This window comes from Microcoleus sp. A2-C3 (assembly GCF_036706065.1).
Lineage (GTDB): Bacteria > Cyanobacteriota > Cyanobacteriia > Cyanobacteriales > Microcoleaceae > Microcoleus.
The window spans coordinates 13,249-39,644 of the sequence record NZ_JAUBVX010000058.1; the positions used below are offsets into that span (position 1 = coordinate 13,249).

Sequence of the window (26,396 nt, forward strand, 5' to 3'; positions counted from 1 at the left end):
CTATCTCGTAGGGTGTTCTTCGGCGCACCTTACATTTAGTTGTGGCGAGGAATCGCGGGTAAATCCGCCTGCTTTAGAAGCTTTCCATTAGTGTTTTTTCTTCAGCGTAAACATCTCGTAGTTGTTGGAGTGCTGAGGTAGAAATTACTGATTTGACTGTAGCGACTAATTTACCCCACTCATGTAAGCTGTCAACTGAAACAGCGGCTTTGAAGTTGTACGTATAAAATTGAGTCCAAAATTCTGGTGCTTGCGTGCGTTTCCAGCGTTTGTACCAGCCGAGAAAATCTTGAGCGCAGGCTGGTTTTACTTCTAAAATTGGGGGGAAATCGGCGTAGCTGACGAATCTACTTAGGCCTTTGGCGTGCAGGTACACCATGTTGTGACAGCATTCGATTCGGTAAATTTGGTCTGGTGTGATGTTGAACAAAAGTGCTACTGTTTCTTCGGTGACAAATCTCGATCGCGGATTGACGATTAACGATTTGTGAATAATTTTTGAGGCGCCGATCGCCCAGGACGATCTTAACTGATTTTCTGATATCATTGTAGTTGCATCTGGTGGTTGGTAAATCTATCTGCTGGGTGCGATCGACAGAAATTATCTGTCAGAATTAATTTTAACTGGCGATCGTCCTTAGTTTCGCTGACCGGGGGCGATCGCTTTTTGCTATATTATACTAAATCCAAAATTTTGTAAATAGTTTTTATGAGTAAAGGTTTAGTCAGGTTGCGGGTTCGAGAGTTGGCGGCCGAGAAGGGATGGACGCTGAAGGAGGTTGCGGAGCGATCGGGAGTCGGATACAGTACGATTAGCAATTATGCCCGCTCTCAGGGGATGGCGATGGTTGACTTTGCGGCAGTGCACAAGTTGGCTCGCACTTTTGATGTGATGATTGAGGATTTTGTGGTAATTATGGAAAAGTAGGTGCTTTTTGGCGATCGAGCATTTGGTGTAGATTATATCAGTTTTAAATCTGATCAACTGGTTCCAAGGCTTGCCTTAGAACCCAGATTCAGAGGCTCTGCCTCGGCTGGTAAAAGGTCGGCAGAGCCTCCAGATATGCGTTACCAGGCAGAGCCTTGGAACAAGTAGATAATCGTCCCGAAATTTGGACACGGCAGTGCCGTTTCCCTACCGGAAATTTAATCGCAAAAGTAGAGATGATGTCTAGAAGTATTAGCTATCAAGAAGAATTGATTGAATCTCTGAAAGACTCCTTAGAGGCTGCTCCTTATATTGAGGCTTGCTTGGAAGAGGAGAATTCTGAGGTGCTAAAGCTGGCATTAAATGATGTTGTTGAAGCCCGTCACAGGATGAATGAACTCTCAGAAGATGCTACAGCACTTTTGGCAAAATTGGGCGAACTATTGTCGGAGAAAAAAGGAGCAGAAATTTACTGTTTGAGTGCTTTACTTGACGCACTGGGTTTTCAACTGACGGTGACTGTTAAACAGACAAATTCCTGAAGCTATCGATCGCAACCAAACTCGATCGCCTATAATCAAACTAACCCCCTTGCAATAGCCCATCAGGAGAGCCGTCAAATGTCAGATCCGATTACTTTGGGCTTGCTTTTCACAGTCGCTTGGCAAGGCATTCTGGGAACTCAAGTTAATGATGCAGCAAAGCATCTTTGTTTGACAGGAATTAAAAAAGTATCACGAAACGGTAAAATAGTCAATCACGATTTAGAAAAAGCGCTCAAAACTTCTTTCCTGAAAGCTCAACAACAAATCGCCTCAGAATGCAAACAGGAAATCGATCCGAAAAATAGCGCTAATCGAGAGAGTTTTAGCTATTCGCTGCAAGACAGGCGCAGGGATTTTGATTGGTTGAAACGAAAGCTCGATCGGCTCAAATTAGATTTAGAACAGGTTGATCAAGAAACTGTTCCCTCTGGGATTCCGATTGAGGGTTTAGATGAAATAGAATTGCTGCTGACTACGACAGATGAGTTAAAGCAGAATCGGGTTGAAGCAGTTAAGCAAAAACTGCTGGAAGTTGCCCTGGAAAATTGTGATGTCGCACCCTACAAAATTAAGTTAGAGCAAGATTTATTTGCCTTAGTATCAGCATACTTTGCTCAGGAAATCAAGGATAATGAAAAGGTTTTTCAGATTTTTACCGGGCAGAGTTTGGCGCGGATAGATCGCACAACGCAACAGATGTATGCTTGGCTTGAGGAGATTGTTGAAAAAAGCCGGATTGTTTACCAACCGATTGACTGGCGGGTTATTTGTCAGCAGATTTTAGATGAGAAAGAACAGCAGCGACTGAGTAGTAATCAGCTAACTTTTGGCAACCATCAAATTGATGATGTTTATGTGCCGCTGGGATTGGTGGAACGGCACAAAGTGACTCAGCGGCGGGAGGATGTGGCGGCTGAGGAAGGTTCGGATTTGTACCGGGAAAAAGAAGTTACTCAAACCTTTGAACATAGCGAGTTTCTTGAGCAAGTGCTGCGGGGAGGAAGTAGCCCGAAAAGCAATGGGAAGCGGTTAGGAATTATTGGGGAACCGGGGGCGGGGAAAACAACGCTGTTGCGGCGGATTGCGAATTGGGTTGCTGATGAAATTTCCGAGGCGATTGTGATTTGGGTATCCTTGGCAGATTTGCAGGGGAAGGATTTAGAAACCTATTTATTTGATAGTTGGTTGCTGGCGGCAATTAAGAGGGTTGGGAAGGCTGAGGCGACGGCGGATATTAAGGATGATTTTTTAGCTTTGTTTAATGCTGAGCGAGTTTGGTTGGTGTTGGATGGCGCGGATGAGATGGCTGTCGGAGATGGGAATCCTTTGGCGGAAATTCAGCGGCAAATTAGAACCGGCGGCTGTATTCAAAGGGCGCGGATTGTGCTAAGTTGTCGGCAGAATGTCTGGGATGCGATCGGCTCTGCGTTGGATACTTTTGATACTTATCGTACTCTGGAGTTTTCCTATCCTGAACAGGTGGAAATGTTTATCGATAAGTGGTTTGGAACCCCCCCTAACCCCCAGTTTGGAACCCCCCCTAACCCCCCCTTGGTAAGGGGGGAGACAAGAGAAGAAGGGGAGGCAATAGGAGAAGGGGAGACTCTTGCTCGCGGTTTCTCAACAGAGGCGACAGAAGAAGGGAACACTCTTGCTCCCCCCTTCTTAAGGGGGGCTGGGGGGGATCTCTCCAAACAGCTACGGGAAGCATTAGCAGCATCGGGGAAAGAGCGAATTCAAGACTTAGTAAAAAACCCCTTGAGATGTTCGCTGCTGTGCGGTACTTGGCAGTCGTTGGATGGGGATTTGCCGGATACTAAGGCTAAGCTTTATCGGCGGTTTGTGACTACTTTGTATCAGTGGAAGCAACCGCGCCTGAATTGGAGTCAGCAGCAGGATTTGAATGCGGCTTTGGGGAATTTGGCTCTGGCTGGGATGTTAAATGAAACATCACGGTTTCAGTTGCGAGAAAGTGTCGGATATCGGGTGATGGGTGCATCGCAGTTTGAGTTAGCTTGTCGTTTGGGTTGGCTGAATTTAGTGGCGAGGGATGGGGAGACGTTGGAAGGGATTTATGCTTTTTATCATCCGACGTTTCAGGAATATTTTGCGGCGTTGGCGGTTGAGCATTGGCATTTTTTCTTGAATCACTTTCCTGGGAATCCGCAGCATCCTGATGCTCGATACCGGATTTTTGAGAAGCGGTGGAAGGAGGTTATTTTGCTGTGGTTGGGGCGTGAGGAGGTTGGGAAGGAGGAGAAGGAAGCGTTTATTAAGGCGTTGGTTGAGTTTGAGGATGGGTGCTATGGTTTTTATAAGTATCGGGCTTATTTTCTAGCGGGTGTGGCGATTGTTGAGTTTAAGGATTGTAGTCTTGCTGATGAGATTGTGTCCCAGATTGTTAAGTGGGGATTTGGTTGTTTTAATGAGGAAAAACAGGAGTGGTGGAGATGTCTTGATCCAATTGCAGAGGGTTCAAGGGAAGTTCTGAAAAATACTGATCGGGAAAGAGTGATATCCGCTTTAGTCGAGTTGATCCGCGATTCAGGCAGTGAAAATACCCGGAATCAAGCTGCAATAAAGTTAGGAGAAATAGACAAAAATTACCCAGAAGCGATTTTACTAGAATACCCAATCTTCTTTTCAGCTCATGGAGATACCAGGATGATAGGGGCAGATAGCTTAGGGCAAATAGGCAAATATCTCCCATGGGCGCCCACATATTTAGTCTCGTTAGACGCCTGCCAGTCATCTATTCCAACCTGGTGGCAAGAGACAGAAAGCTTAAGGAATATCAGCCAAGATAACCCAGTTGCCCTCGCCGCTTTAGTTGAGTTAATCCGTAATTCAGGTGATGAAATTACCCGGAGCTTAGCGGCAGAAAGCTTAGGGAAAATTATGAAAGGTAAACACTTCGCCACCGCAGTCTCAGGATTGAAAGATTGTCTAACTTCCGAAGTCCGAGAAAATGAGTTTTCTCTCTATAGAAACTGCTACAAAGTAATCTGGAACTGTGCCCAAAATATGACTTACCCAGAATTTTATCAAGCATGGCACACTCAACCAACCAATTAGCCAATACCCGACAACCACCGACAAAACACCGATCGCCCCACACTCCTAAAACAACTCAAACCCACAGATAAAGCCTTCCCCGTGCCCCTCAACATTCGCGCCCTAGAAGGCGAAACCGATATAAGCGCGATCGCCCAAGAACTCTGTACCCAACTATATCAAACAATCTTCCCCACAGATACAGACATCCCCGCAATCCGCAACGCCCCCGAATTTAAGCGATTAATTCCCCAACTCAAGAACAGGCTGCAAAAACAGCACATCGCCTTAATTTTACACTCCTGCCCCTGCGAAAACGCGCTTTCGTCTTGCTGCCGCAAACTCGCCGACTCTCACATGGGAATTCATATCGCCTGGATTACCGATACACCGCTGGAATTGCCGTTAACAGGTTTTCCGGTGGATGGAGAGGATTTGTTGGAGGCGGTGCAGAATTGGATTGCGGGGATTGGTGCGTGATATTGGGGGCGGAGGTATTCACAGACTGCTGCTTATCGCCGAGGCCAGATCCCCCCTAGCCCCCCTTAAGAAAGGGGGGGACAAGAAGCGCTCAAAGTCACCCTTGCTTTCGGGGGATTTAGGGGGATCTGGCCTCGGCAACAAACGAGAAATACAAAATGTGCGATCGTACACAACATAAACCATAAAGTTCGATCGCTCTTCCTCTTCAACCCCTCTGAGCTCCGGTTTTGTCTGTGTCGGCGCGATTTCAATCGCCCGCTACCGCGCCGCTACCACAATGACTGCGATACTAATGGTAAAGATACAATCGAGCCTCCCCAAAAGACTCCCCCAAACCATGTCCAAGCAAAAAAAGACCCCAGCCAAAACCTACACCGAAATCAACCTCAGCGACCCGCAATACTACTTCAACCGAGAACAAAGCTGGCTAGAATTCAACAACCGCGTCCTCCACGAAGCCCTAGACCCCCGCACGCCCCTCCTAGAAAGACTCAAATTTCTCGCTATTTTTAGCTCAAACCTAGACGAATACTTCATGGTGCGAGTAGCGGCCCTCAAACAGCAAGTAGAAGCAAAAGTCAGCAAATTGACCTCCGACGGTAGCAAGCCCCAAGAACAGCTAGATGCCATTAACAAGCGGCTATTGCCGATGGTTACTCAGCAACACGCCTATTTTGACCAAACCCTGCGGCCCAAATTAGCAGCAAACGGCATCTACATTCTCGACTACATTGACCTCAATCAAGAACAGCGCAATTACTTGCACCGCTACTTCCAAGAACAAGTTTTTCCCGTACTCACACCCCTAGCAGTTGACCCCAGCCACCCATTCCCATTCCTATCCAATCTCAGTCTCAATTTAGCAGTAGTTGTTAGAGATCCCGACACGCGCGAAGAATTGTTTGCGCGCGTCAAAGTACCGCAGGTTTTGCCCAGGTTTTTGCCGCTACCAAAGGATTTGCAGTGGCAGCAAAAAGGCAAAACTCCTGTGTGGACGGGCGTACCTCTCGAACAGGTAATCGCCCACAATTTAGAGGCTTTGTTTCCGGGGATGGATATTCAGGAATATCACCCGTTTCGGATTACTCGCAATTCCGATTTGACTGTGGAGGAAGATGAGGCAGAGGATTTGCTGCTGGCGATTGAACAGGAACTCCGCAAACAGCGGTTTACAGGTTCTGCGGTGCGCCTGGAAATTCAAGCGATTATGCCGCCTGCACTGCGAGATATGTTGATGGATGAGTTGGATCTCGGTGAGCAGGATGTTTACGTCGTGGACGGGCTGCTAGGCCTCAAGGATTTGATGACTTTTATCGGGCTGCCCGTGCCAGAACTGAAAGACCCGCCTTGGACTCCGGTTGTCCCACCACGCTTGCGGAACTCAGAATCGCCACTGATTTTAGGCAAATCGATGTTGGATGCTGAGGATGGTGAGGATATTTTCACGGTGATCCGCCAGGGCGATTTGATGCTGCACCATCCTTATCACTCGTTTGCGGCGACTGTCCAGCGGTTTATTACTGAGGCGGCGCACGATCGCTCCGTGTTAGCGATTAAGATGACTTTATACCGCACTTCTGGTGATTCGCCGATCGTCAGTTCTTTAATTGAAGCAGCCGAAAACGGCAAGCAAGTAGCCGTTTTAGTAGAGCTCAAAGCTAGATTCGACGAAGAAAATAACATTAACTGGGCGCGCAAGTTAGAACAAGCGGGTGTGCACGTAGTTTACGGTTTGGTGGGACTCAAAACCCACACCAAGATTGTGATGGTAGTCCGTCGCGAGGATGGATTTATTCGCCGCTATGTCCACATCGGCACGGGAAATTATAACCCGAAAACGGCTGGACTGTATACGGATGTTGGTTTGTTGAGTTGTCGCGAGGATTTGGGTGCGGATTTGACGGAGTTGTTTAATTATTTAACCGGTTATTCGCGGCAGGTTTCTTATCGTAAATTGTTGGTTGCGCCGGTCAATATGCGCGATCGATTTTTAGCTTTGATCCGCCGCGAGGCCGACTTCTGCCGTTTGAATGCCGAAAACGGCACTGGTAGCTGCGGCCGGATTGTCGCTAAAATGAATGCTTTAGTTGACCCTCAAATTATTGTTGCTTTGTACGAAGCATCGCAAGCGGGAGTTAAAATTGATTTGATTATCCGGGGGATTTGCTGTTTGCGTCCGGGCGTTGAGGGTGTTAGCGACAATATCAAAGTTATCAGTATTATCGGTCGCTTTTTAGAGCATTCTCGGATGTTTTATTTTTTCAATGGTGGTGCCGAAGAGGTGTATATTGGTTCTGCTGACTGGATGCAGCGTAATCTCACAAGACGGGTTGAGGCGATCGTCCAAGTGGAAGATCCGACTATAGTGATGGAGTTACAAGAAATTTTGGGTGTGATGTTGGCGGACAATCGCCAAGCTTGGGATTTGCAGCCTGGGGGACATTATTCTCAGCGGCGCCCTCCTGCTAATAACCCGGAGGTGAGCTGTCAACAAATTTTGATGGATATGGCAATGAATTAGTCAGTTGACAGTTGACAGTTGACAGTTGACAGTTGACAGTTGACAGTGGTCAGTTATTGTTAGCTATTAAGCTGTACTGCATTTAATTTTAACTTTTAGGGCGGGCAAGATGCCCGCCCCACAAAGTTTTTAATACGAAATATGCAAATTAAATGCGCGACAACTCTCAACTGCCAACTGCCAACTAACAACTGCCAACTGTCAACTGTCAAAAGTGCGCTTAAATTCTTCTAACAAATCGTCAATTTCCTCGATCGCCTGACTGACATCAATTCTCAGAGCTCCCAAGTCCGATCGATCTAACAGCCGCACGAGGGATTCCCGCTTACTTTCTATTTCTGCTACGCGCTCTTTGATTGTCTGTACATCCATTGTTTTTGGCCTTTTGCTAGTATTCACAAAAATATTTGACATTTCCCCCTGCGAACAGACGGGGATTCTTAATTCACCGACGTACCTTTCTGGGCTAATCCTTCACTGTTTTTATATTGTAAGTGATCAACCTGCTCAGGGTTTTTGGGTCTGTGTTATAGTTGGATTGTACATCAAAACTTCAGCTAAACTTCACCGCAGAAAAGGCGGACGTTTATTATCTGCGGGTTTGTTTTTCATCACTTCAGTTAAAAATCGCTTCAGAGCCTTCTCGCGGTTTTTCATAAAAGCAGACCAAAATCCCGGTTGATATTCATCCATTGTCTTGGCTAGGGCCCAGACATCGATCGCTAAGATATTATAAAGCCTTTCATCTTCGCGTTTGAGCGAGTTAATCTGGTCGAGAACAGACTTGTTGGCGACCGCAGTTTGTTTGTCTTCGTCTTTAATCATGTCCGAAAATTGGTTGAAAGGGCAAGAGGGTCGATCGCCGCTCTCTATACTTTGATCATACTGCCGATCTCGATTGCCTTCTGGAACCAACGGCGCGCAATTAACCTGGATCTTGATCGGTGGCGCCGTGGCGAGTCTAAGCAGGATAGTTTTTGAAGATAGAGACAAGATCGTGGATGCACAGAGAACCCGCTCTCATAGATGCTAGCAGTTTTGGCGAGTATTTTGGCAAAAAAACTAAATTTATTCAAGACTTCTTGCCCGATAATAATTAAAGTATCTTGTTGATTCCAGCTACTTACCTCACTAATATGTTTCGTAAAATTTCTTTAGCAAGCCTAGCCTTAGTCGTCGGCGGTATTTTAGCAGTAGTCGGGTTCTATGCCTACTTCACAGACAAACCAACCCTAAACCTAGCCGGTTTTTTTTATGGAATTCCCCTGTTGCTGGGAGGTTTAGCCTTGAAAGCTGCCGAACTCGAACCAGCGGAGTTCACCGAACCGACTTCTCCTGAAGTTCTGCTTCTGCGAGAAAGTCAGGCCACAGATACTCAAAACCAAGTCCGCAAAGATATCACCCGATTTCGCTACGGCCAACCCGCCCACTTAGATGATGCTCTGGAACGCTTGGGAATGGCCCCGACAGACGAAGAACGCCCCCTCCTCCAAGGCTTGCGGGAAGTTGATGTTGACGGTGCTTATGCCTTAATTCTAGAGTTTTATTCGCCGCTAATGCCGATCGAAGTCTGGGAAGAAAAGCAAGAAAAAATAGCTAAATTTTTTGGCCCCGGTTTGCACGCACAAGTCACTCAAAAGCCTGATGAAAAAATTGAATTGGCTTTAATTACAAGTCCTAAAGCTTAAAGTGGTCTTAAGTTTTGAGTGCGGAAATTTTGAAGTCACCAATTAATAATTAATCCTGCATCGGCCCAAATACTGATTTTAGCGGCAGCTTGAAACCTGTCGCTATCGGCAAAAGCTCGTTAGCGAAGCCCTCGAAGAGGATCGCCAGTTGAGATTTTGCCCAACTTTGATTTTCGTTAATTATAATATTAGTTGAGGAGCGATCGACCATCTTAAATCAGGAGCAGCGCAAATGGTTTCGTCAAGGATGAGGATAGGTATTATCGGCTCAGGACAGGGTTTGTCAGTTGCAGTTAAACAAGCATCGAAGTGGATGATAGCAGTCTCAGTTGCAAATAATCCTGGCTCAGTCTTGAGTAGAATAAATGAGCAGATTAAATCCGCCAAACTAAATTATTGACAACAATCTATAGGGAAAACAGGGATACGCCAATGTCAGAAAACAGAGTGTCCATCATCGCCAAAGTACCTTTAACTGCTCAACAGCAGTGGGAAAATTTCATAGCTCATCACTGCGCACGTTGGCAAGGGGTATTGGTTAGATATGATGCCGCAGGGCAGGTTCTCGATATTCTTGATTCTGTACGCAGCTTAATTCCTTCTGACGATCGGCAAACTGTCACCCATTCCCTCGACTTCAGGAGTCGGATGACAGAAACAGTAACGCAGAAACAATGGGTTTTGACCTTGGGTAATCCGCTGATTATCCATCCGGTTGATCCAGATGCTGATCTGCTTTTTAATCCCAATTCTTCTGACACAATGGTTGGGGGTGATCGAACTGGTCAGGGATTTTATTTTGAGCCTTACCTCCTGGCATCAGGAAAAAGAACGAGTGTGGTAGTAATGTACAAATCTGCCGCAAATAGCCCTCAGCCTAATACGTTTTCATTCTTCAGAGAGATTAAGGAAGAGGTAGCGAAACCTTGGTGGTCTGAACAAACTCACTGTAGGATCGATCGAGTCAACTGCCTCAAACTTCCTGCTCCAACGACAGGCGGGATCTATGTTTCATTAGATGAGATGGCTCAACTGCCAGTTCCTCCTCAACCCAGTGAAATACAAGGCGATTTTCTACAAATCCAATTTCCAGATGCCATAGAGGTTGTTCTTTCGAGCGATCAATTCAAGACTCCCTATTATGCCTCCATGCGTTGGACCCCAGATACTCACAACACCCCCCGAAGCTGTACTTTAATCTACGAACAACCGGATCAAAAGGCTGATGTATTCGCCATCTAACAGGCTCAAATTTCCACTTCTGGATGAATGATCTGGTATCCTTCTGCTTTGAGCTTCTGATTCGATATGCGTCGATTATTCGATCGCTCTGTTGTATCTGACCCATCCCATTCCACTTCAGGTAATTCGTAGCGATCGCAGAGTTGTTTAAACAACTCACGAGCAGTAATGGGAACATCATTCACTAGGTTATAAACTCCTTGTAATTGACGAGCGAGGGCCAACTCACTTGCTGATACAATGTCGTCGAGATGAACCCAGTTCGTGAAATGATTGCCTGTGCCTGGGCGAGTTGTGCCTGCAAGCTCACTTAACCGTTTCTTGAACTCGCGATCGGGCCCATAAATTGCTCCAAGGCGAAAGATACATACTTTCAAATCTTGGCTGGATGCGGACAGCAAAACTTGCTCTGTCTCATGTAAGATCTCTCCATGTCTGTTAGCTGGTGCCACAGTTGAAAGTTCACTCACCCAGGCTCCATTACTATTGCCATACACGGCACAACTACTGGTATATATGAGTTGTTTTACGTTGGGAAAATGCTTCAAGGCAAGAACAAGGTTGTTGGCCGTATGCAGGTATGTCTCCTCGTACATATCGGAATCTACTTGTTGGTTTGCTGTAGGAGCGAGACTCAGGAAGATGGCATCTTGATTTGGCAAGATCGTCTGTAATGTCTCTTCATCGCAGCGCTTCAGGACGATCGCCTGATTGGCAACTTTCTGTAACTCCCCAATGCGGTCTTGCGTAGTCGTCGTTGCAGTGATTACCTGACCCAGGTTCCGCCAATGCTGGGCAACGGCACTTCCAACATAACCACAACCAATAATTATAGCGTTCATCCGTTTTTTCAACTTCTGAGATAGAGAGCTCTAGATTGCATCCAAGATAACAATATATCCTAGTTACAAAACTTTACGCACAGTCCGGCGCATATTGGATTTGCTTTCTGGGCATTTCATGCTGCTTTTTCTCCATATCATCCCTCTATTATGCAACGCCGAGTTAATCAGCATTAACAAACAAGCGAGAACGAGTAATAAAACGCTCTCCATCCGGCCCTTCCAGGGAAAAATCGCTGCCTCCTGGCCCCGATGCCACATCTATAATTAACTGCGTGTGCTGCCAATATTTGTATTGCTGCGCTGCAATATAAAAGGGACAATCACCTATTTTTCCCAGCAATACATCACCATCGCCGATGATTAATTCTCCGTTAGGATAGCACATGGGAGAACTACCGTCGCAGCAGCCACCGGATTGGTGAAACATCAATTCTCCGTGTTGAGTTTTGAGATAGTCTATTAGTTTTAAAGCGGCTTCTGTGGCGGTTACTTTAGGGATTGTTTCCATTTGAGAAGGAAGAGGGAAGAAGGAAGAAGGAATTATTTATCTTAGGATTTATACACTCCGGCAAAGAAACCGGGTTTTTTACTTAATCTGGGGACTGCGGCAAAGGATTACGAAAAAAACCCGGTTTCTGGATACCCGTGCGACTATCCTGCTTAGAAGAAACCTAAAGCTTTGGGGCTGTAACTTACCAACAAATTCTTAGTTTGTTGATAGTGATCCAACATCATTTTGTGGTTTTCGCGACCGATACCAGATGATTTGTAGCCGCCGAAAGCTGCGTGGGCTGGATACAAATGATAGCAGTTTGTCCACACGCGGCCTGCTTGAACGGCGCGGCCCATGCGGTAGGCGGTGTTGATATCGCGAGTCCAAACTCCTGCACCTAAACCGTACAGAGTATCGTTGGCAATTTCTAAGGCTTCGGCTTCGTCTTTGAAGGTGGTGACTGCTAATACTGGGCCGAAGATTTCTTCTTGGAAAATTCGCATTTTGTTGTTTCCTTTGAAGACTGTCGGCTGGAAATAATAGCCGTCTTGTAAGTCGCCAGATAAGGTGTTTCTTGCGCCACCAATCAGGCATTCTGCGCCTTCTTCACGCCCGATTTTGACGTATTCGGCGATTTTTTCCATCTGGTTGATGGAGACTTGGGCGCCGAGGGCGGTTGTCGGATCTAGGGGGTTGTCTTGTTTGATTTGGCGGATGCGATCGATCGCCCTTTCCATAAATCGATCGTAAATTGACTCCTGAATTAACGCCCGCGAGGGACAAGTGCAAACCTCGCCTTGATTGAAAGCAAACATCACAAAGCCTTCGACTGCTTTGTCTAGAAAATCGTCATCTTGGGCGCAGACATCCTCAAAGAAAATGTTAGGCGATTTTCCGCCTAATTCTAGGGTGACGGGGATGACATTTTGGGAGGCGTATTGCATGATCAACCGGCCCGTGGTTGTTTCACCAGTGAAGGCTACTTTCGCAATGCGGGGGCTGGTAGCGAGGGTTTTGCCGATTTCGGCTCCCGGCCCGTTAACCACGTTGATAACGCCGTCTGGTACTAAATCGGCGATGATTTCCATCAGTACCAAGATTGAGGCTGGGGTCGGCCCGGCTGGTTTGAGGACAACGCAGTTTCCGGCGGCGAGGGCTGGGGCGAGTTTCCACGCAGCCATTAATATCGGGAAGTTCCAGGGGATGATTTGTCCGATCACGCCTAGGGGTTCGTGGAAGTGGTAGGCGACTGTTGTGCCGTCGAGTTCGCCGATCGACCCTTCTTGGGCTCGGATGCAGCTTGCGAAGTAGCGGAAATGGTCGATCGCCAGCGGGATATCTGCTAGTCTAGTTTCGCGAATTGGTTTACCGTTGTCCCAGGTTTCGGCGATGGCGAGGCGATCGAGGTTTTCTTCCATGCGATCGGCAATTTTGTGTAAAACCCGCGCCCTGTCTGCTGGCGAAGTCTTACCCCACTTGTCTTTCGCGCTGTGGGCGGCATCTAGGGCTAATTCTACATCCTCCGCGCTCGATCGGGGAATTTGACAAATTGATTTTCCCGTAATTGGAGAAAGGTTTTCCGAGTATTTCCCCTTCACCGGTGCTACCCATTTGCCGCCAATAAAGTTGTCGTAACGAGCTTGAAAAATCGACGGACTGCCGGATTGAACAGGTGCTGCTACTACCATTTTATTACCTGATTAAAATTTGTTTTCGCGGACGTTTGAAATCTCTTAAATATCAACTATCCTCTATTTTCGGGAACTTCGGTTATTTCATATACAAAATTTTACATTGTTTTAAATAAAATAGGAATTACGCACGCAGACTTCAAAAACCCGGTTTCTTCGTATGTTTCTCGTTAATCAACACCATATTTTCGTAGAAACCTGGTTTCTAACCAGACGTAATTCCTGTACAAATACCCCAACCTAATCCGCCATCTTACCAGAAATAATTGGTTTAAAGCCGGAACCCTTTGAGTGAAAAATTAAAACAAGACTATTCATTGCTTCAATCCTCTTCCTTCTTTTGTCAACTGTCAACCGTCAACTGTGCCGGAAGGGAATTTCTATCCTAATTTTAGTACCTTTACCAGGTTCAGAAAAACACTTTAACTCTCCTTTATGCTGCTCTACAATTATCCGATAGCTGATAGCAAGTCCTAAACGGCTGCTGTGTTCCGCAGGTTTCGCCATCAACAATGGATCGGAAAATTGGGCTGCGATATCTTCGCTGGTTGCCAGATCGTTATCAGCAATCTCAATAGCAATCCGCTGACCATCGATTACGTGAGTGCTGATCAAAATTACAGGTCTAAATTTCAGCGATTCCGACTCATCCAACTCTTGACTCGACTCTTCCAAAGCATCGATCGCATGATTGATAATATTCAGAAAAGCTTGATTGAGCTGACCCGCGTAACACTCAACTTGCGGCAAATTTCCATATTCCTTCATCACCTTGATATCTCGCCTACCCTCGCGAGCCGGCAAGCGGTGCTGCAACAACAACAGAGTATTTTCTAAACCGTCGGAAATGTCGAATAACTGCCAGCCCGATCGATCGCTGCGGGAAAAATCCTGTACCGACAAGATTATTTGGCGGATGCGATCGCTCCCGGTGCGCATGGAACTCACGATTTTCAATAAATCGTCGAGGATGAATTCCACATCCATATCTTGCTGTTTTTGCATAATTTCCGAGTCGGGATTGACTAGGTGTTTTTGATACAATCGCAACAGTTCAATTAAATCAGTAGCGTAACTTTGGACATGAGTGAGATTGCTGTAAATAAAAGTAATTGGATTGTTAATATCGTGGGCGATCCCAGATACCAATTCGCCCAAATTAGACATTTTTTCACTTTGCAGTATTCGATCGCGCGACAGTTGCAATTCTTGCTGAGTTCGTTCCAACTCCAGCCTCAACTCGCGCCCACGCAAACCCGCGCGCACCCGCCCCAACAATTCCTGCTTAACTATCGGTGTAAACAAAAAATCGTCCAGCGTGTCCAATTCTTGGGCCCCTACAAATTGATCGGGTGTTGTCAGCAGCAGAAAATAGGCTGTACCCAATTCTCGTGAAGCGAAGCTATCCCGTTCCCCGTAGGGGTTCCCGAAGGGTAGGGAATCGCCCTTCAGCAGCCGGCACAGATCCAACCAGTTGATTTGAGGCGAAGTCCCATCGCAAATTACCACATCCGGGGAAAATTCCCTCGCTAAATCTAAAGCTTCCTTGCCGTCAGAAGCCACTTTCAGCTCATGTCCCTCCCCTAACAGTAACTCTTGCACGACTCCCAAAGTCACATCATCCGCGATCGTCAGAATCTTCGCCATCACAACAGCTCCACAACTTACTCTTTAGCATACAACCGCTATCATTGTGCGGACATATTTAAAATTACACAATAGTTCAATCCTCGAAAAAACAGCGGATTCCGGCTCCCTCAAAGCCCCAAATAGCTCAGTAGAAGGTATAATTTTAGACGGAAAATGCAAAACTGCAAATTCTTGCTTTCCTAATTAATCTTTAGATAACAGCTTTCTGCCTTCAGACTGCTGATAAATATCCCAGATACTTTTTCAAGTTGCGCCCGAAAACCATAAAAAACTTTAAAATTAATTAACAGTAACGTCAAATTCACCTTCTCGGTCTGCGCCTGAGAATGCCAATCACCAACACCACCTCAACTTTGATTCAAGCCGAAACACTACAACTATTAGAATGGCCGCGCCTGTGTCAGCACTTGGCTACCTTCGCGGCCACCAAACTCGGCGTTGCCGCCGCCCTCGACCTCCAAATCCCAGCAACTCAAGCTCAAACAGCAGAACTCCTCGCCCAAACTCAGGAAGCTTATCAGTTAGAAAGCCGTGCTGGCAGTGCTTTGAGTTTTGATGGCATCCAAGACATCGGCGTTTCCCTGCAACGAGCCGAACTGCAAGGTTTGCTCAGCGGCGAAGAATTGCTGGCAATTGCTACCACCCTCGCCGGATCAAGGCAATTGCGCCGGATCATTGACTCTGCGCCCGATGTGCCCACACTCAAAGAACTGGCATCTCAACTGCGGACTTATCCCGAAATCGAACAGGAAATCCATCGCTGTATAGACGATCGCGCTCAAGTAGCCGATCGCGCCACTCCTAAATTAGCAGGAATTCGAGTTCAAATGCGACAATTGCGCGATCGCATTTATCAAATATTGCAAGGTATTTTGCAGCGCCAATCCAACGCCGTCCAAGAACAGGTAATTACCCAAAGAAGCTCCCGCTTTGTCATTCCCGTCAAAGCTCCCCAAAAAGATGCCATCCCCGGCATCGTTCACGACTCCTCCGCCAGCGGCGCGACACTATATGTAGAACCACATAACACAGTCAATCTTAATAACCAAATGCGGCAGTTGCTCAGACAAGAACAAGCCGAAGAGGAAGCAGTCCGCCGCGCCCTCACCGAGCAAGTCGCAGCAGTTAAACCAGATTTAGACAGATTGGTGGTGGTAGTAACAACTTTAGATTTAGCTGCGGCTAAGGCACGCTACGGTTATTGGCTGCAAGCAAACCCGCCGAAATTTATCGAATTGGGAGAGCCTGAATTAGCACCCAAAAATTCAGAAACTGAAGATCAGGAAACTGAAGATCAGGAAACTGAAGATCAGGAACAAGCAGAACAGAGCCAAGTATTAATTCCCAATCTGCGATCGCAAATCACCTTGCGACATTTGCGCCATCCCTTATTAGTTTGGCAGCAGCAATACGAACAAGGCTTTACAGTCGTACCCGTCGATTTGACAATCCAGCCACAGATCCGCGTCGTCGCCATCACCGGCCCCAACACCGGCGGCAAAACTGTCACCCTCAAAACCTTGGGATTAGCAGCTTTAATGGCAAAAGCCGGAATGTTTGTCGCCGCCCGCGAACCCGTAGAATTGCCTTGGTTCGACAACATTTTGGCTGATATTGGTGACGAACAATCTTTGCAGCAAAGTTTGTCTACTTTCTCCGGGCACATCCGCCGCATCAGCCGCATTTTAGAAGTTTTAACTAATAAATCGGAAGGGGAAAGTGCAGGAGAAGGAGAAGAAAATTCCCAATTCCCAATGCCCGATGCCCAATTCCCAATGCCCGATGCCCAATTCCCAATGCCCGATGCCCAATTCCCAATGCCCGATGCCCAATTCCCAATTCCCAAATCTTTAGTTTTGTTAGACGAAGTAGGAGCGGGGACAGACCCCTCAGAAGGTAGTGCATTGGCGATCGCCCTATTGCAATATCTCGCCCAACATTCCCTACTCACAATCGCAACTACCCACTTTGGCGAACTCAAAGCCCTCAAATATCAAGACGCGCGCTTTGAAAATGCCTCAGTAGAATTTGACGACAATTCTATGCAGCCCACCTACCGCTTGCTGTGGGGAATTCCCGGACGTTCCAACGCCCTGACTATTGCTAAAAGACTCGGTTTGTTAGCATCCATAGTTGATGAAGCTCAAACCTATGTCGGGGGAGCATCTCAAGATGTCAATCAAGTAATTGCAGGACTCGAAGCCCAGCGCCGGAGACAGGAAACCAAGGCCAGAGAAGCAACTCAACTGCTACACCAAACCGAAAAACTGCACAAGGAAGTTTCTCAAAAAGCCGCTGCTTTGCAAGAACGGGAGCGAGACCTAAAAATAGCTCAGGAAGTGGCAGTAAATGAGGCGATAGGTACGGCGAAATCAGAAATTGCTCAAATCATTCGGAAATTGCAGGCGGGCGATCAAACGGCTCAAAATGCCCAACAGGCGACAGATACCTTAAATCAAATTTCTGAAAAACACCTGCCGTCGCGGAAAGCACCAGCGAAGCCAAAACCGGGTTTTATGCCGAAAACGGGCGATCGCATCCGCATTCCCAGCCTGGGCCAAACCGCCGAAGTCCTCAGCGGCCCCGATGCTAACGAAGAGTTGAGCGTGCGGTTTGGGATTATGAAAATGACTGTCAAACTGGCAGAAATTGAATCCCTCGACGGTGAAAAACCGGAAACTAAAGCTCAATTAGCCAAGGTTGCAGCCCAAGCAGCCGCTACCGCTAAAGCTAAGCAAGCAGCGTCGGAACCGGCCAAACCCAATCCTGAAATTGCCATCCGCACTGCTAATAATTCGATCGATCTCCGGGGCGCGAGAGTCTCCGATGCCGAAATCGAAATCGACAGAGCTCTGTCCAAAGCCGTCGAATACGGTGCGCTGTGGATAATTCACGGCAAGGGTACGGGACAGTTGCGGCGCGGGGTTCACGAGTTCCTCGCTACTCACCCGCAGGTTTCCCGCTTTGAGCTCGCCAGTCAAAAAGAAGGAGGTGGAGGTGTGACGGTGGTTTATCTAAAATAAGCTGGCGTGCATCTAAATTTTCAGAATCATGTTGCTTGAAACTCTTGTGGGGTGGGCATCTTACCCGCCAAAAAACTTAAATCTGTTCTGCCGCAACAGCTTAGTCGGAACACACAGAATTGATTTCGGACACCGGGCGGCGTAGGATGATTGGGGGTAAAAATTTATGGGTTTTTCTGGTTGCTGTCGATCGAACTTGCAACCGCAACTTTCAACTCTCCAATCCGTCCAGCAACTAGGATTGCCGGAATCAAAGCAACGAGTTATGGAGAAAAATTAACAGAATCTGCTTTTGTCCGGCCGCCAAACAAAAGCACTGCATACTGTCGATATCCAGCCTCAACCTGTCTTATTTCCCGTGCCCAAGCCATGCGCTCGACTGTAAAGCCCTCCGCTCCCACAAACCAAACGGGCCCATCTCCCAACTGGGAAGAATTGACCCAAAAAGCACCAGAACCTACCCAGTTGGACAACATTAAAGCCCAACTGGATTTAGTGCTGTTAGCCCTAGAAGCACTGGCAGAAATTGGCTCAGAGGCGATGCTCAAGGTAGCAGCCGAACTGAATTTAGAGCCAATGGTAGCCGATCGCGTGGCTTTGTGGCGGCTGCGCCAATCTAACCCGCTGCGGAAAGGCCAGGGAGGGCGGAAAAAACTGGATGTGGAGGAAGCTCGATCGCTCGTTTTGATCAGCTGTAATTTAGCAAAACAGCACCAAGCTTTAATCCGTCGCGCCGTTGCTCTGCTGGAACAAATGGCTGAGCAAAACCGCGAACCTCACACAGTCGCTTTGTTGGGAGATTATATTGATAGGTTCAGCAACACTTATGCCGATCGCATGGAAGATGCAGAAAATTTATCGGCAAAAGAACTAACTAATTTAGCCCTGAAACTCCTGATCGATTTGCTATTTTACAGCAGTCCCGGCGGTCACAGGCGGCTCTGGCTGGCTCTCCTAGACCGTGCCAAAAATTAAGCTAAGTCATAATGAAAACGAGAATGAAAAACATCAGGAACAGGCAAGATGCCTATTCCACCAAAGAATTTATTTGTTGTGGAACAGGCCGGAAAGCCTGTTGCTAAAAAAGCTTGTTAAGAATGCTACCAAATATCAGATAAAACATAGTTATTCCATCTTCCTAATGACAACTAACAACTGACAACTGACAACTGACAACTGACAACAATCAACTAACAACTGACAACTGACAACTGACTTCATTATGGCTCTAAAACGGTACACGCCCCCCACTTGCACGCTGGAAATTACAGCCAAAAGTTCGCCTCTATCTCGCTGGGCGGGCCAACCTGTGTTTAAATCTTTAAATTTCGAGTTGCGGCTTGACGACCCCAGGCTACCAGATACCGAACACGTTACACTCAGGGGCGATCGCAATCAACTCGAAACTCTCCACGAAGCAGTCAGTAACTACGTCCAAAACTTGCTCGGCGAAACTCGCGATTGGGAAAGCAATATCGAGCCTGAAATTACCCATACTGTTAGCGCAGACTTGCCAGAGTCCGCCCGTAATGCCGTTATAGTCGATCGACCACCCAACACATCCGAACTAGCCACCGCCGCCCCAAACACTACCTACCTGCCCGTTTCCCCCCGCTTAGAACCCCGCGGCTTGCTCGCCCACAACTTGTTTTTAGGCTCATTGAGCGCCGCCGAATCCGGGCCGGAAGTACACCTGAGCACAATCCAACTCTTTGACTTGGCCACCGCACTAGATGACTGCGCCGCCGAAGTCATGGCCCTTCCCAACCTCAACCGCGATCGCCGACAACCGAAAGCATTATCATGGCTAAATATCGCAGCAATCCTAGTCGCCAGCGCGGGTTTGACGACGGGAATTGTTAAAATGCTCGATCGATCCAACAGCTCCCCACAAACCGCCACAGCCCCCGCCACAGCCCCCGCTAATCCACAATTTACCCCCGTACCAGGACAGCCCCAGATAGTTGCCGGCGCCACCCCCAGCCCAGTTCCCGCCCCCACCACATCCCCAACACCAACAGCCACACCCGGTTTACCCCCCCTACCGCCCCCGCCCATCAACACCACCGCCGCCACCCCCAGCCCCAGCTTGCCCCCAATTGCGATCGGCCCAGCTCCAAGCACCAACAAACCCAGCCCCATCCAGCAGCCACCCCTGCTATTTCCCCCCAACAGCAGCGCGGGGGCATCACAGAGCGCCCTCCCTCAAGGGCAAATCATCACCATTCCCGATCCCGCAGGGCCCTCAATTGCCGCCCCCCAAGCACCCGCAACAGCACCCTACCTGCTGCCCCCCGTACCACCCAGACTAGCTCCCGCCGTACCCCCACCCCTGCCACCATCCCTATCTGCATCCCGACTTCCAATTCCCCCACAGCAACCATTCCCCCCCCTCCCCCAGCCGATTTACCCCCCCACCAGCGAATTTCCACCCCTTGAGGACGCTAAACCGCCAGCCGAGTCTGACAACAACCAGGCTACCGCCAGCCCCAAAAACCGCACTTTATTTGATACAATTCCTCAAGTTTCAGAAGCTAGAACCTACTTTGAAGAACGCTGGAAGCCACCAGAAGGCATGGAACAAACCTTGGAATACAGCGTGCAAATCGATGAGAACGGCTCAATTCAAACTATTGTACCGATGGGAAAAGCAGCATCCGATAATATCGAACAAGTTAATATGCCCTTAGTCGGCGAGCCCTTTGTTTCTCCCGTTTCCAACGGAAAAATTCCAAAAATCCGAGTGGTTTTGAGACCGAACGGTCGAGTACAAACATTTTTAGAAGAGACTGATTAAACCCTCTAACCAACATTTTCTAGCTTGAAAAATAAGGTTGATTGCCAATGTTAAGCAAATACAAAAACAATCGATTTTTAGGTGTAACGGCCACCACCAGCTTGTTGACAGTAGCTTTAGTTTGTGCCGCAAACATTTCTTTGCCAGTGCGGGCAGAATTACCTGTAAAAAATATCTTAGTTCAAAATACAGGAGCCAACGAATATTTTCAGCAAGGCTTAAGTTTGGCTGCACAACAAGATAGAGAAGGTGCAGAAGCCGCCTTTCGCAGAGCAATTCAAATCGACCCCAATTTAGCCGAAGCTTACGCCAACTTAGGCAGCCTTCTAGCCAATCAAAACAAACTAGCAGAAGCAGTTCCCAATTTTCAAACCGCAATTCGCCTCAAACCGAACGTCCCAGAATTTCATTATATGTTTGGGCAAGTCCTCTACGCACAAGATAAAATATCAGATGCAGTAGAGTTATTTAAAAAAGCCAGAGATTTATTGAAAAAGCAAGGCAAAACTCAAGAAGCAAATTCACTCGAACGAGTGATTAAAGCATGACAAAGTAACTCAATTAGGGTGCGTACCGCAAACCACACCCTAATTGACGATTCTCCCTCAAAATCTGGTATGGCAGTTTCTCTCAATTCCCTTTTTTTCTATCCCAAACTTCTCCAACCCAATAAAAAACCGCAATCCCGGCAAAACTAAATAAAAAATCTTCAATACTAGCAGTACGATTCGGTAAAATAGCTTGCAGCGTTTCTTCCGCAGCAGTAAACACAGTAAAAATTGCCGGCCCGAAAGGAATTGGATAATTAAATAAACGCATCATTTTTTTCCCCGTCGCTCGATGGCACAAAAAAGAGGCAATACCGTACAAAATAAAGTGTCCGAGTTTGTCATAAGGCGGATGAGCAAGAGGAAAGTTAACTAATTTTCCCATATCTGCTATCAGCATAATACTGAGAATACTTAAAAAATACAAAACAGAGGCAACAATCCAGAATTTTTTTGAAAATAATTTCATCTAATTTTTCCCCCAATATATTTGTAGGGGCGAAGCATTCCGGCAGTAAACCTCTGGTTCTCACTAAGGAATGAAAATTTAATAACTTATACTTTTGTTTTTGTGGGATGGGCGTCTCGCCCGTCCAGAAAGGGCGGGCTCTCCCGCCCACCCCACAAACTTGTGTAAATTATTTAATTCGCGATCCTAATAAATTGTTTGCCGGAATGCTTCGCCCTTCCACTCTACAAGTTTTTTGGACATTCTGCTTCCCCAGAGACTGAATTCCTGTAAAATACAAATATAAATTTATTTGTGCATCAAACACAACTGTCTCAACTATATGAATACCATATCACCTTACGGCTCTTGGAAATCTCCCATTACCTCAGATTTAATTGTTTCAGGAACTGTCGGACTCGGACAAATTGCCATTGACGGCGATGATATTTACTGGGTAGAAGGAAGACCCTCAGAAGCAGGGAGAAGCGTCATTGTGCGGCGCACTCCCGACGGTAAAATCAGTGACGTAACACCCGCACCTTTTAACGTTCGCACTCGCGTTCACGAATACGGCGGCGCTTCCTTTGCAGTTGCTAGCGGCACTATCTATTTCTCTCATTTTGCAGACCAGCGCATTTACTCTCAAACATTAGATACTCAACCAGAACCTCTGACACCGGCTACTAATTCTCGCTACGCAGATGTCATTATTGACAATCAAAGAAATCGCCTAATTTGCGTGCGCGAAGACCATTCAGGTGAAAGCGAATGTGTCAATACCATTGTCAGCATTAATTTAGATGACGGCGCAGATATTCAAATCTTAACTCAGGGCAATGATTTTTATGCTTCCCCGCGTTTGAGTCCTGACGGTTCTCAACTTTCCTGGATTTGTTGGAACCATCCAAATATGCCGTGGGATGGCACAGAATTGTGGGTAGCAGAAATTAATGCTGATGGTTCTTTAGGCGAAAAAAACTTAGTTGCTGGCGCAGTTGATGAGTCGATTTTTCAGCCGGAATGGTCAACCGATGGAGTTTTGTATTTTGTTTCCGATAAGTCGAATTGGTGGAATTTCTACCGCTGGCAATCTAGAACTTCCCTCAATCCCCAAGAAATCGAACCTCTCTGCGAAATGTCCGCTGAGTTCGGTCTTCCCCAATGGGTTTTTGGAATGTCTACCTATGCTGTTGTCTCGGAGAGCAAAATTATTTGCACCTACACTCAGCAAGGTAAGTGGCATTTGGCAAGTCTCGATTTAGCAACCAAGCAGTTGACAAATATTCAGACACCTTACACTGATATTTCGTCAGTCACAGCGCGGGAAGAAACAGTTATTTTTCTGGCAGGTTCACCGACTGAATCTACTGCTATTGTACAACTCAATTTAGCCACAAGTCAACTAGAAATATTGCGCAAATCTAGCGATTTACGCATCGAGTCTGGTTATCTTTCCGTACCGGAACCGCTGGAATTTCCCACAGAAAACGGTTTGACTGCTTTCGGCTTCTTCTATCCTCCGAAAAATCAAGATTTCGCAGCACCTGCGGGTGAAAAACCGCCGTTAGTTGTGAAAAGCCACGGCGGCCCCACTGCTGCTACTTCTAGTAGCATGAGTTTGAAAATTCAATATTGGACGAGTCGCGGTTTTGCTGTCCTTGATGTCAACTACGGCGGTAGCACTGGTTATGGCAGAGAATATCGCAGAAGACTGCAAGATAGTTGGGGGATTGTTGATGTTGATGACTGCGCTAACGGTGCTAAATATTTAGCCGAAAAGGGTTTGGTTGATGGCGAAAAAATGGCGATTGCTGGAGGCAGTGCAGGGGGATATACGACTCTGTGCGCTCTGACTTTCCGTGATGTTTTTAAGGCTGGTGCGAGCTATTATGGAGTTAGTGATTTGGAAGCTTTGGCAACTGATACTCATAAGTTTGAAGCGCGCTATCTGGATGGATTGATTGGGCCTTATCCTGAACGCAAAGATTTGTATGTAGCTCGTTCTCCCATTCATTCTGCTGAACGTTTATCTTGTCCTGTGATCTTCTTTCAAGGATTGGAGGATAAAGTTGTGCCACCCAATCAAGCGGAGATGATGGTGGAGATATTGAAGGCTAAGGGTTTGCCGGTTGCTTACGTTGCTTATGAAGGGGAACAGCACGGTTTTCGCCGCGCTGAAAATATCAAAAGAACTCTTGATGGCGAATTCTATTTCTATTCCCGGGTGTTTAAGTTTGAGTTGGCTGAACCAGTCGAAGCAGTGCCGATTTACAATCTTTAGCACAAATTAATGCTACCAAGAAAGTATTGGGTTTGTTTACACTGTTGCTTGCTGTAGTGCAGGTGCGTCGCTGTGAGATTGTAGATATGCAAGTCAGGGATTTTTTATGGCGACACACCCTACAGATTTAGGCATGATTCGCAAATATTGAATGTGATTTAGTTCACACATTTGGCTGTTTATTATCACAAGTTTTTGCTGTTGGCTGTCACATCTTTTAATGGAATATACGTAGAAACTATGAAAGTGCGATCGCTCTCTGTTACCGCAGAAACGATCGATCGCGCGATCGTCAAGTTGAGAGTCAATCTCTATGCAAACTCCTGTCAACCTGATTCCATCTGCTTTGGGCGAGCTGTTTGCCGAAGTGAATCATACTGGCTACATTACTTTAGCCGATCGCTACGGTTTGCTGGCAGCTATTTTTGACGAAACTTTGACTGAGGATGACAAACGCTCGATCGATCGCCTCCTGCGCTCTGTGTGCCGGGGTAGGATAAAATTGGTGAACGAACTTTCTATGGTCAGGTAAGTGCCGATAATTTTCCTTAATTCTAATTTTAAACATCTCAATAATCAAAAAAAAGTTCCAATTGTCTCATAATTGGAACTTTGATAGATGAAACTCTTTTTAATTCTTGATCAAGATATGACTAAAGCAAAAAAATAGTCTGACGCGCTACATAAAGTCGTAGGGTGCGCACTGCGCACCCTACATAATAGTAGTTTTGCGTAAGTTCTAACCAGTTTAACGTGCAGGCATAGCTGTAGCGAACTGCAACTTGCTTAAACTTTCTTCCGGCCCCAAATCCATCGGATAGCTGAGTGCCGCAGGAATTCCCAACACGCAACAGGGAAAATTCTTGCCTAGTTGTCTAACCAAGGGGTGATTACCAGAATTGCAGCCCAAAAATAGTAAATTTGCAGATTCTAGTTCTACCACATTTTTCAATTCTGTAGCAACCCGCCCGATGCGTAAATGAGCTTTGAATAAACCGCGCCATTCCTCAGCTAAACAGCGCGCTTGCCACAGCAACTTATCTGCTACTTCGTACTCATTATCTTGACCAAAAATTGCTCGCAAATAAGGCGGATCGATCCAGGTTGTCCGCTGGGATACCGATTGGATTTCGGCTGGAGGTAAAGCGATCGCAGGCGCCGCACATTTCAGGGCAGATATTTCCTCTAAATCCGATTGTTGTGGCTTGGCAGCCCAGAGATTTCCCGAAGCAAAATTGCAAGTATCTTCGCCGTAACTGTTGGGCGCTTCGTCGAGCACGTAGACGACTTGCACCGTGACTTCTTTGGTTGTTACTAAACGGGTTTGATGCGCAATCCAAAGGGTAATATCGAGAGCTGTTTGACTTTTGGGAGAACTGTTGTAACCGACAATAAAATTGATAGCTTTTGCCGATTTTGTAGATTTAGAATTCTTAGAAATTGGCACTTTTGGCTCCGGCAGCAACACCATTTCTTCCGCTAAGTTTTGGTATCCCAATGCACTTTCAAAACGCGCTAAAATGGTTTTGAGATTCACAGGCTTGACCTCTCTTAAGTGAATTATTTTGTCTGTTCGTCGGGTGTTATTCGTCTTGGGTAAAGTAGCGATCGAGAAAATTCAAAGCATAGTTTCGCAGTTCGTAATACTCCTGAGATTCGCGCAACTCCTGGCGATCGCGCGGATGGGCAAACGGTACTGCCAAAATCTCGCCGATTGTCGCCGCCGGGCCGTTTGTCATCAGCACAATGCGATCGGACATATAGATAGCTTCATCCACATCGTGAGTAATCATCATTGCAGCTTGTCTGTGCTTTTCCCAGATATCCAGCACCTGTTTCTGCAACTTGCCACGAGTCAGAGCATCCAGCGCTCCAAACGGTTCGTCCATTAATAACATCTTCGGGCGAAGTGCCAGAGCTCGCGCAATCCCCACTCGCTGTTTCATGCCCCCTGAAATTTGATCGGGATATTTATCGGCTGCTGCTGTTAAGTTTACCATTGCTAGATGCTCGTTGACAAGGCTAATAGACCTCTTGCAAAAAAAATCTATGCTATAATAGAAAGTTTTCAATTTAATCCCCCTAGAGCTAACTCATAATTATAAATTGCTGATAACAAATTACAACGCTTTGCATAACGGCGGCGACGATTCCGA

23 protein-coding genes and 1 pseudogene are annotated in these 26,396 nt (G+C 46.8%); 13 read left to right on the forward strand and 11 right to left on the reverse strand.

Annotated elements, in window-relative coordinates; all coding sequences use genetic code 11:
- Nucleotides 1-73 precede the first annotated feature (73 nt).
- Complete coding sequence (locus QUB66_RS24585; RefSeq protein WP_265239066.1) at nucleotides 74-547, reverse strand: hypothetical protein; 474 nt, start codon at nucleotides 545-547, stop codon at nucleotides 74-76.
- 162 nt (nucleotides 548-709) lie between these two features.
- Here QUB66_RS24585 and QUB66_RS24590 point away from each other — a divergent pair, with 162 nt between their 5' ends.
- The 5 genes from QUB66_RS24590 (at nucleotide 710) to ppk1 (ending at nucleotide 7,531) form a co-directional block, all read left to right on the forward strand.
- The gene (locus QUB66_RS24590) at nucleotides 710-928 is read left to right on the forward strand and encodes a helix-turn-helix domain-containing protein (protein WP_265239067.1); all 219 of its coding nucleotides are present in this window, start codon (nucleotides 710-712) and stop codon (nucleotides 926-928) included.
- Between the two features lie 155 nt (nucleotides 929-1,083).
- The gene (locus QUB66_RS24595) at nucleotides 1,084-1,470 is read left to right on the forward strand and encodes a helix-turn-helix domain-containing transcriptional regulator (RefSeq protein WP_332970054.1); all 387 of its coding nucleotides are present in this window, start codon (nucleotides 1,084-1,086) and stop codon (nucleotides 1,468-1,470) included.
- A gap of 78 nt (nucleotides 1,471-1,548) precedes the next feature.
- On the forward strand, nucleotides 1,549-4,548 hold the full coding sequence (locus QUB66_RS24600) for an NACHT domain-containing protein (protein ID WP_332970053.1): 3,000 nt from the start codon (nucleotides 1,549-1,551) through the stop codon (nucleotides 4,546-4,548).
- Nucleotides 4,549-4,551: 3 nt separating this feature from the next.
- Nucleotides 4,552-5,007 carry an NACHT C-terminal alpha/beta 1 domain-containing protein gene (locus tag QUB66_RS24605; RefSeq protein WP_442923322.1) on the forward strand — a complete coding sequence of 152 codons (456 nt, stop codon included), beginning with the start codon at nucleotides 4,552-4,554 and terminating at the stop codon, nucleotides 5,005-5,007.
- A gap of 340 nt (nucleotides 5,008-5,347) precedes the next feature.
- Entirely contained in the window at nucleotides 5,348-7,531 is a 2,184-nt protein-coding gene (ppk1, locus tag QUB66_RS24610) for a polyphosphate kinase 1 (RefSeq protein WP_332970058.1), read from the forward strand.
- A 201-nt stretch (nucleotides 7,532-7,732) separates the two neighbouring features.
- Here ppk1 and QUB66_RS24615 read toward each other — a convergent pair whose 3' ends face one another.
- On the reverse strand, nucleotides 7,733-7,903 hold the full coding sequence (locus QUB66_RS24615) for a hypothetical protein (RefSeq protein ID WP_265239069.1): 171 nt from the start codon (nucleotides 7,901-7,903) through the stop codon (nucleotides 7,733-7,735).
- Nucleotides 7,904-8,095: 192 nt separating this feature from the next.
- Nucleotides 8,096-8,356 carry a hypothetical protein gene (locus tag QUB66_RS24620; RefSeq protein WP_332970051.1) on the reverse strand — a complete coding sequence of 87 codons (261 nt, stop codon included), beginning with the start codon at nucleotides 8,354-8,356 and terminating at the stop codon, nucleotides 8,096-8,098.
- Between the two features lie 311 nt (nucleotides 8,357-8,667).
- Between QUB66_RS24620 and QUB66_RS24625 the strand changes: the two genes are divergently transcribed.
- Both QUB66_RS24625 and QUB66_RS24630 read left to right on the forward strand, forming a co-directional pair.
- Nucleotides 8,668-9,219, forward strand: a complete 552-nt coding sequence (locus QUB66_RS24625; protein WP_332970050.1) for a DUF2854 domain-containing protein — start codon at nucleotides 8,668-8,670, stop codon at nucleotides 9,217-9,219.
- A gap of 432 nt (nucleotides 9,220-9,651) precedes the next feature.
- Complete coding sequence (locus QUB66_RS24630) at nucleotides 9,652-10,461, forward strand: DUF3598 family protein (RefSeq protein WP_332970049.1); 810 nt, start codon at nucleotides 9,652-9,654, stop codon at nucleotides 10,459-10,461.
- A 5-nt stretch (nucleotides 10,462-10,466) separates the two neighbouring features.
- Here QUB66_RS24630 and QUB66_RS24635 read toward each other — a convergent pair whose 3' ends face one another.
- The 4 genes from QUB66_RS24635 to QUB66_RS24650 form a co-directional block, all read right to left on the reverse strand.
- On the reverse strand, nucleotides 10,467-11,303 hold the full coding sequence (locus tag QUB66_RS24635; protein ID WP_332970048.1) for an SDR family oxidoreductase: 837 nt from the start codon (nucleotides 11,301-11,303) through the stop codon (nucleotides 10,467-10,469).
- A gap of 163 nt (nucleotides 11,304-11,466) precedes the next feature.
- Nucleotides 11,467-11,814 (reverse strand): DUF779 domain-containing protein, encoded by a 348-nt coding sequence (locus QUB66_RS24640; RefSeq protein WP_332970047.1) that lies wholly within the window; start codon nucleotides 11,812-11,814, stop codon nucleotides 11,467-11,469.
- 152 nt (nucleotides 11,815-11,966) lie between these two features.
- Entirely contained in the window at nucleotides 11,967-13,487 is a 1,521-nt protein-coding gene (gene exaC / locus QUB66_RS24645; protein WP_332970046.1) for an acetaldehyde dehydrogenase ExaC, read from the reverse strand.
- A 360-nt stretch (nucleotides 13,488-13,847) separates the two neighbouring features.
- The gene (locus QUB66_RS24650) at nucleotides 13,848-15,137 is read right to left on the reverse strand and encodes an ATP-binding protein (protein WP_332970045.1); all 1,290 of its coding nucleotides are present in this window, start codon (nucleotides 15,135-15,137) and stop codon (nucleotides 13,848-13,850) included.
- 356 nt (nucleotides 15,138-15,493) lie between these two features.
- Here QUB66_RS24650 and QUB66_RS24655 point away from each other — a divergent pair, with 356 nt between their 5' ends.
- From QUB66_RS24655 to QUB66_RS24670, 4 genes are all read left to right on the forward strand, one after another.
- Nucleotides 15,494-18,163 (forward strand): endonuclease MutS2, encoded by a 2,670-nt coding sequence (locus QUB66_RS24655; protein ID WP_332970057.1) that lies wholly within the window; start codon nucleotides 15,494-15,496, stop codon nucleotides 18,161-18,163.
- Between the two features lie 150 nt (nucleotides 18,164-18,313).
- The gene (locus tag QUB66_RS24660) at nucleotides 18,314-19,138 is read left to right on the forward strand and encodes a DUF3038 domain-containing protein (RefSeq protein ID WP_442923321.1); all 825 of its coding nucleotides are present in this window, start codon (nucleotides 18,314-18,316) and stop codon (nucleotides 19,136-19,138) included.
- A 247-nt stretch (nucleotides 19,139-19,385) separates the two neighbouring features.
- Nucleotides 19,386-20,960 carry a DUF4335 domain-containing protein gene (locus QUB66_RS24665; RefSeq protein ID WP_332970044.1) on the forward strand — a complete coding sequence of 525 codons (1,575 nt, stop codon included), beginning with the start codon at nucleotides 19,386-19,388 and terminating at the stop codon, nucleotides 20,958-20,960.
- A 47-nt stretch (nucleotides 20,961-21,007) separates the two neighbouring features.
- A complete protein-coding gene (locus QUB66_RS24670) occupies nucleotides 21,008-21,508 on the forward strand; it encodes a tetratricopeptide repeat protein (RefSeq protein WP_332970043.1) in 501 nt (166 codons plus the stop codon).
- Between the two features lie 82 nt (nucleotides 21,509-21,590).
- Here the strand turns inward: QUB66_RS24670 and QUB66_RS24675 are convergent, their stop codons facing one another.
- Nucleotides 21,591-21,977 (reverse strand): VanZ family protein, encoded by a 387-nt coding sequence (locus QUB66_RS24675; RefSeq protein WP_265238728.1) that lies wholly within the window; start codon nucleotides 21,975-21,977, stop codon nucleotides 21,591-21,593.
- Nucleotides 21,978-22,299: 322 nt separating this feature from the next.
- Here QUB66_RS24675 and QUB66_RS24680 point away from each other — a divergent pair, with 322 nt between their 5' ends.
- Nucleotides 22,300-24,240 (forward strand): S9 family peptidase, encoded by a 1,941-nt coding sequence (locus QUB66_RS24680; RefSeq protein WP_332970042.1) that lies wholly within the window; start codon nucleotides 22,300-22,302, stop codon nucleotides 24,238-24,240.
- A 185-nt stretch (nucleotides 24,241-24,425) separates the two neighbouring features.
- Here the strand turns inward: QUB66_RS24680 and QUB66_RS24685 are convergent, their stop codons facing one another.
- The gene (locus QUB66_RS24685) at nucleotides 24,426-24,548 is read right to left on the reverse strand and encodes a hypothetical protein (RefSeq protein ID WP_265238725.1); all 123 of its coding nucleotides are present in this window, start codon (nucleotides 24,546-24,548) and stop codon (nucleotides 24,426-24,428) included.
- Between the two features lie 5 nt (nucleotides 24,549-24,553).
- Between QUB66_RS24685 and QUB66_RS24690 the strand changes: the two genes are divergently transcribed.
- Nucleotides 24,554-24,772 (forward strand): hypothetical protein, encoded by a 219-nt coding sequence (locus QUB66_RS24690; RefSeq protein ID WP_265238723.1) that lies wholly within the window; start codon nucleotides 24,554-24,556, stop codon nucleotides 24,770-24,772.
- A 216-nt stretch (nucleotides 24,773-24,988) separates the two neighbouring features.
- On the opposite strand, the gene QUB66_RS24695 is transcribed toward QUB66_RS24690, so the two are convergent.
- Nucleotides 24,989-25,777, reverse strand: coding sequence for a universal stress protein (locus QUB66_RS24695; protein ID WP_265238721.1), 789 nt, complete (start codon nucleotides 25,775-25,777; stop codon nucleotides 24,989-24,991).
- 46 nt (nucleotides 25,778-25,823) lie between these two features.
- Nucleotides 25,824-26,267: pseudogene (locus tag QUB66_RS24700) on the reverse strand (ATP-binding cassette domain-containing protein); the annotation flags it as partial.
- Between the last annotated feature and the right edge of the window lie 129 nt (nucleotides 26,268-26,396).

What these genes read in the sequence shown, in the direction of transcription:
- QUB66_RS24585 (WP_265239066.1), bottom strand. Translation starts at nt 547, where the DNA reads ATGATATCAGAAAATCAGTTAAGATCGTCCTGGGCGATCGGCGCCTCA.
- QUB66_RS24590 (WP_265239067.1), top strand. Translation starts at nt 710, where the DNA reads ATGAGTAAAGGTTTAGTCAGGTTGCGGGTTCGAGAGTTGGCGGCCGAG.
- QUB66_RS24600 (WP_332970053.1), top strand. Translation starts at nt 1,549, where the DNA reads ATGTCAGATCCGATTACTTTGGGCTTGCTTTTCACAGTCGCTTGGCAA.
- ppk1 (WP_332970058.1), top strand. Translation starts at nt 5,348, where the DNA reads ATGTCCAAGCAAAAAAAGACCCCAGCCAAAACCTACACCGAAATCAAC.
- QUB66_RS24615 (WP_265239069.1), bottom strand. Translation starts at nt 7,903, where the DNA reads ATGGATGTACAGACAATCAAAGAGCGCGTAGCAGAAATAGAAAGTAAG.
- QUB66_RS24620 (WP_332970051.1), bottom strand. Translation starts at nt 8,356, where the DNA reads ATGATTAAAGACGAAGACAAACAAACTGCGGTCGCCAACAAGTCTGTT.
- QUB66_RS24625 (WP_332970050.1), top strand. Translation starts at nt 8,668, where the DNA reads ATGTTTCGTAAAATTTCTTTAGCAAGCCTAGCCTTAGTCGTCGGCGGT.
- QUB66_RS24630 (WP_332970049.1), top strand. Translation starts at nt 9,652, where the DNA reads ATGTCAGAAAACAGAGTGTCCATCATCGCCAAAGTACCTTTAACTGCT.
- QUB66_RS24635 (WP_332970048.1), bottom strand. Translation starts at nt 11,303, where the DNA reads ATGAACGCTATAATTATTGGTTGTGGTTATGTTGGAAGTGCCGTTGCC.
- QUB66_RS24640 (WP_332970047.1), bottom strand. Translation starts at nt 11,814, where the DNA reads ATGGAAACAATCCCTAAAGTAACCGCCACAGAAGCCGCTTTAAAACTA.
- exaC (WP_332970046.1), bottom strand. Translation starts at nt 13,487, where the DNA reads ATGGTAGTAGCAGCACCTGTTCAATCCGGCAGTCCGTCGATTTTTCAA.
- QUB66_RS24650 (WP_332970045.1), bottom strand. Translation starts at nt 15,137, where the DNA reads ATGGCGAAGATTCTGACGATCGCGGATGATGTGACTTTGGGAGTCGTG.
- QUB66_RS24665 (WP_332970044.1), top strand. Translation starts at nt 19,386, where the DNA reads ATGGCTCTAAAACGGTACACGCCCCCCACTTGCACGCTGGAAATTACA.
- QUB66_RS24670 (WP_332970043.1), top strand. Translation starts at nt 21,008, where the DNA reads ATGTTAAGCAAATACAAAAACAATCGATTTTTAGGTGTAACGGCCACC.
- QUB66_RS24675 (WP_265238728.1), bottom strand. Translation starts at nt 21,977, where the DNA reads ATGAAATTATTTTCAAAAAAATTCTGGATTGTTGCCTCTGTTTTGTAT.
- QUB66_RS24680 (WP_332970042.1), top strand. Translation starts at nt 22,300, where the DNA reads ATGAATACCATATCACCTTACGGCTCTTGGAAATCTCCCATTACCTCA.
- QUB66_RS24690 (WP_265238723.1), top strand. Translation starts at nt 24,554, where the DNA reads ATGCAAACTCCTGTCAACCTGATTCCATCTGCTTTGGGCGAGCTGTTT.